At 33.7% G+C, this 10,881-nt stretch carries 8 protein-coding genes, 1 tRNA gene and 1 pseudogene; 4 read left to right on the plus strand and 6 right to left on the minus strand.

Annotation, left to right across the window (positions count from 1 at the left end; translation table 11 throughout):
* Positions 1–780: 780 nt before the first annotated feature.
* A complete protein-coding gene (locus tag ACFIL2_RS10460) occupies positions 781–1,614 on the minus strand; it encodes a peptidoglycan-binding protein (RefSeq protein ID WP_375655270.1) in 834 nt (277 codons plus the stop codon).
* A gap of 1,055 nt (positions 1,615–2,669) precedes the next feature.
* Between ACFIL2_RS10460 and ACFIL2_RS10465 the strand changes: the two are divergent.
* Positions 2,670–3,045, plus strand: a pseudogene (locus tag ACFIL2_RS10465) (DUF5330 domain-containing protein).
* 108 nt (positions 3,046–3,153) lie between these two features.
* Positions 3,154–3,564, plus strand: a complete 411-nt coding sequence (locus ACFIL2_RS10470) for a SufE family protein (RefSeq protein WP_375611146.1) — start codon at positions 3,154–3,156, stop codon at positions 3,562–3,564.
* A gap of 98 nt (positions 3,565–3,662) precedes the next feature.
* Here ACFIL2_RS10470 and ACFIL2_RS10475 read toward each other — a convergent pair whose 3' ends face one another.
* Complete coding sequence (locus ACFIL2_RS10475) at positions 3,663–4,100, minus strand: MucR family transcriptional regulator (RefSeq protein ID WP_012754848.1); 438 nt, start codon at positions 4,098–4,100, stop codon at positions 3,663–3,665.
* A gap of 855 nt (positions 4,101–4,955) precedes the next feature.
* Between ACFIL2_RS10475 and ACFIL2_RS10480 the strand changes: the two genes are divergently transcribed.
* Positions 4,956–7,049: a S9 family peptidase gene (locus ACFIL2_RS10480; RefSeq protein ID WP_375680222.1), complete on the plus strand. Its 2,094-nt coding sequence runs from the start codon at positions 4,956–4,958 to the stop codon at positions 7,047–7,049.
* A gap of 82 nt (positions 7,050–7,131) precedes the next feature.
* Here ACFIL2_RS10480 and ACFIL2_RS10485 read toward each other — a convergent pair whose 3' ends face one another.
* On the minus strand, positions 7,132–7,734 hold the full coding sequence (locus ACFIL2_RS10485; RefSeq protein WP_375655268.1) for a superoxide dismutase: 603 nt from the start codon (positions 7,732–7,734) through the stop codon (positions 7,132–7,134).
* Positions 7,735–8,611: 877 nt separating this feature from the next.
* On the opposite strand from ACFIL2_RS10485, the gene ACFIL2_RS10490 reads away from it, so the two are divergent.
* Positions 8,612–8,686 (plus strand) — tRNA-Gln (locus tag ACFIL2_RS10490).
* An 82-nt stretch (positions 8,687–8,768) separates the two neighbouring features.
* On the opposite strand, the gene ACFIL2_RS10495 is transcribed toward ACFIL2_RS10490, so the two are convergent.
* From ACFIL2_RS10495 to ACFIL2_RS10505, 3 genes are all read right to left on the minus strand, one after another.
* Positions 8,769–9,806: a tyrosine-type recombinase/integrase gene (locus ACFIL2_RS10495; RefSeq protein WP_375680223.1), complete on the minus strand. Its 1,038-nt coding sequence runs from the start codon at positions 9,804–9,806 to the stop codon at positions 8,769–8,771.
* A gap of 2 nt (positions 9,807–9,808) precedes the next feature.
* The gene (locus tag ACFIL2_RS10500) at positions 9,809–10,057 is read right to left on the minus strand and encodes a hypothetical protein (RefSeq protein WP_375680224.1); all 249 of its coding nucleotides are present in this window, start codon (positions 10,055–10,057) and stop codon (positions 9,809–9,811) included.
* 126 nt (positions 10,058–10,183) lie between these two features.
* Complete coding sequence (locus ACFIL2_RS10505; protein ID WP_375680225.1) at positions 10,184–10,729, minus strand: hypothetical protein; 546 nt, start codon at positions 10,727–10,729, stop codon at positions 10,184–10,186.
* Between the last annotated feature and the right edge of the window lie 152 nt (positions 10,730–10,881).

Here is a 10,881-nt window from a genome sequence, read left to right on the forward strand (position 1 = left end):
TAAAGATATTGCTTTAGATGTCTTTGAAAGGCGTAAAGCTGAATTAAAAGGAAATGGCAAAGATGAAAACTGGTTTTTACCTTAAATTTTCATATTCTTCCCAAATTAGGCTGTTTTCCTGTTTTAAGAGATTATACAAACAGAGATGCGCAATATTCTTGCTTCCATTTGGCATACAAAAGCTATAACAGCTGAGAGAAGTACTAAACTGTCTTAACATTTGTTTCAAACATACTGCTGCGTTAGGTTTGGATGTTGATTTATAGGCAATACTAAACGCACACGCTCTCTTAAGAAGACAATGTCATAAAACACATAACTTTCCAGCAGTAGATTAGAGAGAAGTGCCGGTTTTTTATCAGACACTTTGCAAAACAACAACCATAACACAACTAGCTTTATGTCTACTTATCCTTACAGGTGTTTGCACAAATTCTTTGCATCATATTTATAAAGATCAAATTGACGATAATATATGGACAATTCGTGGTTCGATAATATGAAAGGTTTACGTGATACTACAAAAATTTCGTGTCCTTTTATCATCAGAGGCAATAAAAATGCTAGAACAAGCGCGTTTGCTATTTTGCAATATTCTTTTTTCTGCAATCGGTTGTGGTTTTTTTGAAGCAAATTATACGGCTCAATATGTAATGTGTAAGAAAACCATTCTGATTGATTGAATATAAGAGGGCTTGAGATGAAGGAATGTTTGAGGGGAGCATTAAACAAACGAAAGATGAATTATCATTATAAATTAAGAGATTATTATGATTAGCTTCAATTTAATAAACCAATTTCACGCATTTTCATTAAAATTGTGTGATTAATTTTACCTGTTACAGGAAGATCAAATATTTTTTGAAACTGTTTTAAGGCTTCTATCGTCTTTTGATCTTCTATTCCTGTGACAATAACCTCCTCATTCCCAAAAATATGTAAAGCTTTTTGCACTTGTATAATATCTTCAACAGAAGGCTCTAAAATAGCTTCTTTTAAGTGTGTCATATTTTTTGTATTGTTTGTTTCTATTTCGCTTTGCTTAATTAATATCGCGATTTCATCTGCTGCGGGATTAGATAGAACATTCTTTTGCATTCTCTGAGCAGTTTGCTGTTTCCATAAAGTGATGGCTCGGCGTGTTTTAGGTCCTTCCAGTCCATCTAATGGACCATCATAAAATCCTAATTTTGCTAGTTCTTTTTGCTTTTCCAGCATGCTTGCTGATTGAGAGGGTAAAGGTGAATTTGTGTGGTTATGACTTTGAGAATGTACAGAAGCTACACGGAAGAGTTCTTGTGATTTTTCTTCTTTTTCCGATAAAGTAGAGCTCTTACCTATACTTTGAACAGAGGAAAATTTCATTTGAGTTAAAATATTTTGATGCGTTGTCATTTGCGAAAATAAAGCATTAAATGAAATAAATAAAAAACTAATGCTAAAAAGAAGAAATCCAACAAAAAATAAAGTATTTTTTCGTGTATAGAAATAAAGAGTTTTTGCACTCCAAAAAATAAAATGAAAAGTTATAAGAAGAAGTGTTATAACAATACTACTGTAGTATTTACGGTGTTTTACAGTTTTTTTTCGGTATGTCTTTCGTTTTGTTGCCATTACTTTTATTTTCAGTTGCGTTTATTTTTTACAAAGAAACAAATATAAATTAGGAAACGAATATGAATCAGTTCTTACTTCCAGCCAGAGAGAAGTGCATTGACATTATTGATTTTTCCTTTCAAACTCCTAGAATGAGCAGCTTCATTATATCAATTTATAAGTTGATAAATCAACAAGAGTTCTTACCAACTTTTATTCATTTCATTTTTTTACAAATCTTTAATGTGTATAAAGAGAGTACCAAATGATTAGCATTCAAGATCATTTTGGTGTTTGCAAACTGCATTATCACATATAATTATCTAAACAATAATGCCACGTTATTCTTCATTTTGTGGCATATGTTTGCCTATTATTTAAAATAAAATTGAAAATATTTGCCTATAACGCTAAAAAGATGACAATCGTTATCTATTCTTTATAATTTACATATAGATGGTTACTGATCCATAAACGGTTTGGTAAGAATAATTATCTCTTAATATTATTATATTTTGGTATAAATTCCTTCTATTAAATAATTTTCATAATTATCAATTAAATTGATGTTTACAATGTTATAGAAAAAAAACTGGCTTGAGATGTAATCATAAGAGATGCAGTTATTTTTTTGATGTTTTTATCGACATGTTGACCATTTTCATAACATTCCAGTAAAAATTTTATAGATAATATAAATATTTTATCGACACTAGAGTCAGAATAACAGAATTTTACTCTTTTTAGCCTTTTCAACTAAGCTAATATGGTGGACTATTATTTAAAATAATTATGTACACAACATGATTATCTCTCTCATTTTTTATCATAGTATGTTCATTAACATGACCAGCTTGTAAGTGTATAATTTTGATGTTAATTTTTTACTGAATAGACAATGTATCCCATTTTATACAGCGGAATTGTGCCATATTTATAAAAAAGCCAATGATATAGATCCAATACATGAATACTCAATTTTATAAAAAGCACATTTTATAAATTGTTTATAAAGCAACAGTGTATAAAATGTTTCTTTTATTGTATTTACCACTGCGGTACATTGATTATCCATGATACGTTTTTTAATCAAATTATCATTTTTTTTATTTTTTATTTTTGTCATTATTTCATTTTTTGTAGCAGATCCAAGCAGTAACCATTCTTCTAGCCCCCAAAATAATGAGACAACAACGAGCGATGTGATTATTGCTTTTAAGGAAGCCTTAAATGACTTAGGCGCATTTTGTGACCGTAATATAAAAACCTGCAAAGTAGGAAAATCCTTTTTAAGTTCACTTGGCGAGCGCGCATATTACGGTGCAAGAGCTGCTTATGAATATTTAGGGAACATATTAGGAAACAAAAATGATATCAGAGACTTCCCCTAATGTTTCTTACAAAATCGAAATACAAGAGTTCTTACAAAACCATGCAATGTTATCTTGAAATAAGGATTTTTAACGTTCTTCGTGTTATTTATGTTAGGAAGAATAAATATTTATTTTTTATAAGTGTATTCAAGAATGATTATTCAAACGAAACAGGACTAAAATAATGGCGGAAACAATCGGTAATATTATAGAAAACTTTTCGCTTTTGGATAATTGGGAAGATCGTTATCGTTATGTCATCGAGCTTGGCTATGAATTGCCACCTTTTCCAGAAAGCGCTCGAAACGATGCTCACAAAGTTCCTGGTTGTGTTAGCCAAGTGTGGCTTTTATCTTCACGTAATAACTCAAAAGATCCAATATTGACGTTTCAAGGTGATTCCGATGCTCATATTGTGCGTGGACTCATTTACATACTTCTTGCTTTTTATTCAGGCAAAAAAGCTTCTGAAATTCGCAATTCTGATGCTCAAGAGCTCTTTGAAAAACTTGGTTTAAATGAAAATCTTACACCACAACGATCAAATGGTCTGAAATCAATGATTAAACGGATTCGTAACGAAAGCTATATGTAATCCCCTTGGTAGAAATTGCTATATATACAAAAGCTTCACACAAAACATGTATACTAAAATCAACTTTATACATGAAACCATTTTTTCGCAAAATAAGATTATTTAGTTTTTTTCCGTTTGCTTTTGCGTCCAAGCCCCATTTCTTTGGCCAAAGCTGATCGTGTTTTTGCATAATTAGGCGCCACCATAGGATAAGAACTATCTAACTGCCATTTTTCACGATATTCCTCTGGCAACATTCCATAATGTGTCATGAGATGACGCTTTAGAGATTTAAACTTCTTTCCATCTTCAAGGCAAATGAGATAATCAGGAAATACTGAACGCTTCGGATTAACGGCAGGCCTTTGTTTTTCAACTTCGACTTCTGTTAACTCTAGATTCCCTGCTTTACGAAAAGCAGCATGGACATCAGCAATTAAACTTGGCACTTCAGTCGGTCGAATAGAATTATTACTCACGTAGGCAGCAACAATATCAGCAACCAATGTAATAACTAAATTGCTTTCAGTCTCTAAGACTGCACGATGTTCCATTCTTGTTTCCTTTAATTTAAAATTGAGTAATTCAAAATCGAGATATAGTGCATATACTCATGATATAAAGATCTCATGCACATGAGCTTCATATTGTACAAAAATCTTTTTTGTCAATTCAATTATTCTATAAAATTGCCAAAACACAAAAAAATCAAATAAATACCCATTTTTTGTCATAATATACAATAAGAAAAACGAAATTATTACATGCTAAAATATATTTTTACCCTATAACATATCATACATAATATATAATACATCACAAATATAAAAAAATATATGATAAAATTTATTTATTTTTTTTGAGAACGTAAAAATAAAATTACTAATTATAAAAATATAATATATAAATTATTATATTTTGTTTTGAATACTTATAGTTTAGTAAGTTTATGTTTAATAAGTTTTAAATTAATTTTTATTATTTATATTTATAAAATTTAATAATAAAAAACATTATATATTATAAATATGACATAATAATATTTATTTATAATATAAAACTATTCATTAAAAGGAGATATGACATTTTTATTTTTATACAGTAATAATAATATTTTAGATATATTTATTCCTTTCTGTAAAATTATGCGATTATACTGTTTCAAAAAAAATCACTTCTTTTTCTCATAGTTTAATTGTTTTACCAGTCACTTTCATTATAAAAGTGGTGTTATATCCCTAGAAAACAATAGCTGTGATATGTAATGAACAGAAAGGTATTAGTTTTAAAAATTATCATGGTGCTATTTTTGCAAGTGAATAGAACTTATAGACTTTTACACTTGCATCAATCACTGTGATTCTAACATATAAACGAAGCTATTAACATATTTTAATATAGGATTGTGTATGACTCGCACTTTTGCAATTCCTCCCAAAGCATCTAGAATCACTCATAAGGAAATATATCATGGTATTTTTCGTGATGATCCCTATCATTGGCTACGTGCGTCTAACTGGCAAGATGTTTTTAAAGATCCTAACTGTCTTGATCCCAATATTCGACATTATCTTGAAAAAGAAAATGCTTATCAATCAGCTCAAATGGCTGATACAAAACCATTACGAGATTTGCTTTTTACCGAAATGAAAAACAGGATCCAAGAGAATGATAGTTCTGTTCCTATAAAACATGGTCCTTTTGCTTACGGATTCTCTTATGTTACCGGAGGCCAACAACCACATTATTTTCAGACACCAAGGAATGGCGGAGAAAAAAACGTGTACCTTAATGGTGATGTCTTGGCAGAAGGCAAAGAATATTTCAAATTTGGTTCAGTTCAAGAATCTCCTGACCATACACATGTGGTATGGACCTATGATGACAAAGGATCAGAATTCTATACAGCTAAAATTCGTAATTTTGAGACATTGTCTGACTGTACGGACACAATTACTGATACATCTGGTCAAATTGTATGGGATGCTAGGTCTGAAGGTTTTTTCTATACTAAGATGGATAAAAACCACCGACCTTCAGAGCTCTATTATCACCAATTAAACACAGATCAATCACAAGATAAGCTTATTTTTCGTGAAGACAATCCAGGTTTTTTCTTAGATGTAAGCGGTTCTAAGCTTAATGATGTTATTTATATTAATATTCATGATCATGAAACATCCGAGATCTGGTTAATTCCTGCTGAGGCGCCTTTTACTGTTCCCCAATGTGTACGGAAACGACAAAAAGGTATTGAATATTCACTTACAGAGGGTGGTGATGTCTTTTATATTCTGACCAATTTAGATAATGCAAAAGATTTCAAAATTATGGTAGCGCCATATACATCTCCACAATCAGAAAATTGGTCTGAGTTTGTCCCACATCAGCTTGGGTGCCTAATATTATCCCATGATGCTTATCAAGATTTTCTTGTCTGGATCGAACGTTTTGAGGGGCTTCCACGTATAAAAATGATGGAACGTACCACTAAACAAGTGAATTCCATTGCTTTTACTGAAGAGGCTTATTCTTTAAGTTTGCAAGGAGTTGCAGAATATAACAGTCCAACTATTCGTTTTTCCTATTCATCTATGACAACACCTGATCAAGTGTTTGATTATGAGATGAAAAATTGTAAACGAATGCTTTTAAAAACGCAAATAATTTCCTCTGGGCATAATAAAGATGCATATGTAACACGACGGATTACAGCAATAGCAGACGATGGTGAGAAGATTCCTATTTCACTTTTTTACCACAAAAACACTCTCCTTGATGGTGGTGCGCCTTGTCTGCTTTACGGTTATGGTGCTTATGGGATCTCTATTCCTGCCAGTTTCAATAGTAATGTACTTTCTTTAGTAAACAGAGGTTTTATTTACGCGATTGCTCATATTCGTGGAGGAAAAGAAAAGGGAGTAGAGTGGTATGAGAAAGGAAAGCATCTCTTTAAGCACAATACATTTACAGATTTTATTGCTTGTGGGCGTTACCTTGTAAACAATAAATTCACTTCTCACGACCGGCTGATTGCTCATGGTGGTTCAGCAGGGGGGATGTTGATGGGAGCCATTGCCAATATAGCTCCCCAGGATTTTGCTGGGATCGTAGCGAATGTGCCTTTTGTTGATGTCTTAGCGACAATGTTAGATGCTTCATTGCCACTCACACCTCCAGAATGGGCCGAATGGGGGAATCCTCTTGAATCAGAAGAAGATTATAAGCTTATTGCTTCCTATTCCCCTTACGATAATGTCAAAGCTCAAAACTATCCCCCTATACTTGTGATGGCAGGATTAACAGATCCTCGTGTAACTTACTGGGAGCCTGCAAAATGGGTGGCAAAATTACGAGACCTAAAAACAGACGATAATGCAGTTTTATTACGTATTAATATGGATTCAGGGCACGCTGGTGCAGCTGGACGTTTTTCAAAGCTAGAAGAAGTTGCCTATATCTATGCATATATTCTAAAGATAGCAGGAAAAGACTTTTGCTAATCCATAATACTTCTGTATGAAAGTCTCCGATAATTTATTGGATTATAGAGACTTTCATACACTAAAAAATTATCTAGATAGTTTAAAATTCACATGCTTCATAAAGTTCCAAAACATAGTCCCAATTAATTAAATGGTCTACAAAGGATTCGAGGTACTTCGGTCGAGCATTGCGATAATCAATGTAATAGGAATGTTCCCACACATCGACACCCAAAATAGGGCGAGCATTGTGCACTAAGGGATTTTCACCATTAGGCGTTTTCATAATTTCAAGCTTGCCATCTTTAATAGCAACCCATGTCCATCCAGAACCAAATTGGGCACTAGCAGCAGCAATAAAATCAGCGCGGAATTTGTCGTAACCACCTAGATCAGCGTCAATAGCTTTTGCTAACTTTTCAGGAAGTTTTTGGCCACCACCATTTTTTTTCATCCAAAGCCAAAAGTGGTTATGATTGTAATACTGCGCTGCATTATTAAACAAACCAATATTTTTTCCAAAACTTTTTTTAACAATATCTTCAAGGCTTTCATTTTCTAAGCCTAACTCTTTCACAAAATTATTGGTGTTGGTAAGATAAGCAAGGTGATGCTTATCATGATGATATTCAAGCGTTTCGCGTGACATATAAGGCGAAAGGGCATCGTAATCATAAGGCAACGGGGGCAATTCAAAAGCCATTTAAAAATCTCCTCGATTCTAATTGTTAAGCTTATTTCATAAGCCTAATTTGCCATTTACCGCATTTAAAAGCAAATGTTGAATACCTAGTTTGTATGAAATAGTTTTAATGTTTCTCTTTTTGTAAAAGAAGCTTTTAGGAAATGTATATTCATCAATCAAAAAGGGTATTGGTCTACATAAAGATTGCTTCTGAAGATTTTTTTACATCTATGAGTGGGTAATAAATATCATTATCTTTTGAATAAAAAGTAAATGGAAATAGTTATTATTCCTTGTTTTTGTATCTCTATTTTTTCAAATACCATATAAAATGTTTTTAATTTTTGCAAAACTCTTCCAGTTTATTGGTGTATCATAATGTTTTCAACAGAATATTAAGTGTTATTTTTTAGGAAATATTTTTCAATGTGCTTGATTTTATTTTATGGTGCTACCCATGAATAATATAATGTAAAAATTAGTGGACATTACCATCTTTATGCTTAATGCAAGAGCACAGCAGCACTATTATACACTTACCGATTGCCAATGTGGTGACAGCTTTTTTCTTAAATTGAGCAAGATGGGATTTTAATATATCAAGAAAAGTAAATCATATGCAAATTTATTAGATACATGAGTAAACTGCAAGATTTTCATTTTCTGTTCCTAGAAAATCAATACAAAGAGCAAAATAATTGATGGATAAATGGTTTTTTCTTATGTTAAAATCACAACTGTATATCAGTTTCTGCTACGAATTTGTATCGATGGCAATGCCATACAAAACTCAGAAATTTTATGATAAAAAAGTAAAGTCTTTGATTTTCAGATATTGCGTCCAATCACAGGAATCGCTATAAAGTGCAAGACGTCGCTATAAAGCGTGTTTTTTTGGGGTATAGCCAAGTGGTAAGGCACCGGTTTTTGGTACCGGCATTCCCTGGTTCGAATCCAGGTACCCCAGCCAATATTTAATTAAATCAATGGGTTATATAAAAGTTCGGGAATTTTGATTCCGTTGATTCTTTTAACTTATTTTCCACCTATCCCTAACTTTTTTGAAGTTTTTTGATTGCTTCTATTGCAAGTCGTTTTCTATCGGCTGTTTTGGTATAGAGGGATGCCATGTTATCTTCTGTCCAGCCAAAAAGCGCTTTCATTTGCGAAACTGTCGCACCAGCATTGGCTGCACGTGTTGCTGCTAATTTTCGCAATCCGTGCGCTGATTTTTTAATACCCGCCGCATTACATGCTTCACGAAAGAGGTTGCCAAAACTTTCTTTGACAAGCTTATTTCCACCTTTACCACAAATAAATGTTTCATTACCTATGGGACCAATTTTAAGGGTTTCCTCTAGTTCTGGTAAAATAGGAAGAAAAACATCTGTTTTAAATTGGCTCTTTTCTGTTTTGAGATAAATGATATTATCTTTGACGTCTTTCCAGCCGATACGAACGGCATCACCACGACGCAAGCCTGTATAAAGAAGAACATCAATCCAGACGCGTTCATGTGTACCATGTGACCAACGGTGATAATATTTGTCTATGTCCTCTTCTAGCCATGGCAGTAATCCATCACTGTTTAAAGATTTTGGTGCTTTTATATTAAAGGCAGGATTTCTATTTAAAAGGGCATTATCAACCGCCCAATTAAAGAGACCGTTTAAAGAGGTCAAAAAATGTTTTGCAGCTGCGGGGGTCTCTCGCCTTCTGTCTACGGCTTCAAGCATGTGTTGTTTGTTTATGCTTTTATATGCACGATCACCGATATGTTTAGAAACATTATTCAGAATTCGATATTTAACTTTTTTAGTAGATTCTGATTGATTATGCCATTGCATGCTTTGTAAATACTGATGCAACAACCAATCGAAAGACCCTTCTGTGAGTCTGGTACGCCTCTTTGTTTTGGAGGAGCTATTTTGAGCTTGCTTAAGAGCAAGCGTATAATTATCGACAAACTCTTGCGTTCCATAGGTTCCTTCAATCCGAAACCGTGGTCCATGACCAATACGTACATACCATATGATTTTACCATGGCGTGTGCGTTCACGAACAAGATGCGGTGGACGGCGTTTTGGCATGGCTAAAACTTTATACCGTCAACAGAGGGACACGATTTGCTGGTATCGTAGTCTTTTTGTTCATTTTCAAGCGGTGGAAAATCGTCAATGCTATAAGTATTATCTATCGTTGTTGGTGTTACGATTTTATTGATATGAATTAATAATTCACCAGTAGGCTTGATTTCTACAACCTCTGCTCCTTGTTTTTTAGCTTCTCGTAAAGCACGTGCAATGGCTGGTTGTGTTATAGTAGGTTGGCGGTGTGCCATATCTGTTCCCCTTCATTTTAGATGCAATTCCCCCGTGGCGTGAATCACGCTGGTGTTTAAAAGTTGGTTTTTCGGTGTTAGAAACGGCTTATAGAGATACTATAAGATTAGTAGTTCGTTATTTTCTCATCTGGTTTTTTCTCTAGTTGAGATTCTTCTATCGTCATCAATCCAGTCGTTCCAACATACACATGCATCACCGTAAATTTTTGCATGACCGTAAATATGCGCATCACCGTAAACTTGCGCATTGCCGTAAACACGCGCCCTATCGTAAATGTATGCCTCACCGTAAACTTGTGCATTGCCATAAACTTCTGCATTATCAAAAACGTGCGGTTCACCGCAAATATATGCATCACCGTAAACTTCTGCATGACCGTAAATGCATGGTTCATCGAAAACTTCTGCTTTGCCATAAATACGAGAATTGCCGTGAACCTCGGCATAACCGTAAACATGTGCATTTTCGTAAACCTTAGCATCATCATAAACCTTGGCATAACCCCCAACCCAGCAATTGCCATCATGACTTAGATTGTCTTCTTTCTCGATATAGCCGCCAAGATCACCTTTCTTGACGTCCCCCAAATCTCTCAGTGCACGAATGCGGTGGAGAGTTTTGCCATCAACCTCAGTTGTTTCATCAGTAAGTTCATATTTCTTTTCCATGGTTTATTTCCTTGATTTGCGCACAATCCACCCGTAGCGTGAATCACGCATGTGTTGAAAGTGTTAGGAAAGGGTGGGGGGCTAGAGGTTGTAGATGCCCCCCATATGTAAAAAGTTTGTAAGTTTATTTTTTAAATGTGCTTAATTTCATA

The organism is Bartonella sp. AP30XZML (assembly GCF_042195945.1).
In the GTDB taxonomy this organism is placed as follows: domain Bacteria; phylum Pseudomonadota; class Alphaproteobacteria; order Rhizobiales; family Rhizobiaceae; genus Bartonella.

Bases quoted from the DNA above. Each gene is read 5' to 3' on its own strand.
- ACFIL2_RS10460 (WP_375655270.1), bottom strand. From the start codon at position 1,614: ATGGCAACAAAACGAAAGACATACCGAAAAAAAACTGTAAAACACCGT.
- ACFIL2_RS10470 (WP_375611146.1), top strand. From the start codon at position 3,154: ATGGCGGAAACAATCGGTAATATTATAGAAAACTTTTCGCTTTTGGAT.
- ACFIL2_RS10475 (WP_012754848.1), bottom strand. From the start codon at position 4,100: ATGGAACATCGTGCAGTCTTAGAGACTGAAAGCAATTTAGTTATTACA.
- ACFIL2_RS10480 (WP_375680222.1), top strand. From the start codon at position 4,956: ATGACTCGCACTTTTGCAATTCCTCCCAAAGCATCTAGAATCACTCAT.
- ACFIL2_RS10485 (WP_375655268.1), bottom strand. From the start codon at position 7,734: ATGGCTTTTGAATTGCCCCCGTTGCCTTATGATTACGATGCCCTTTCG.
- ACFIL2_RS10495 (WP_375680223.1), bottom strand. From the start codon at position 9,806: ATGCCAAAACGCCGTCCACCGCATCTTGTTCGTGAACGCACACGCCAT.
- ACFIL2_RS10500 (WP_375680224.1), bottom strand. From the start codon at position 10,057: ATGGCACACCGCCAACCTACTATAACACAACCAGCCATTGCACGTGCT.
- ACFIL2_RS10505 (WP_375680225.1), bottom strand. From the start codon at position 10,729: ATGGAAAAGAAATATGAACTTACTGATGAAACAACTGAGGTTGATGGC.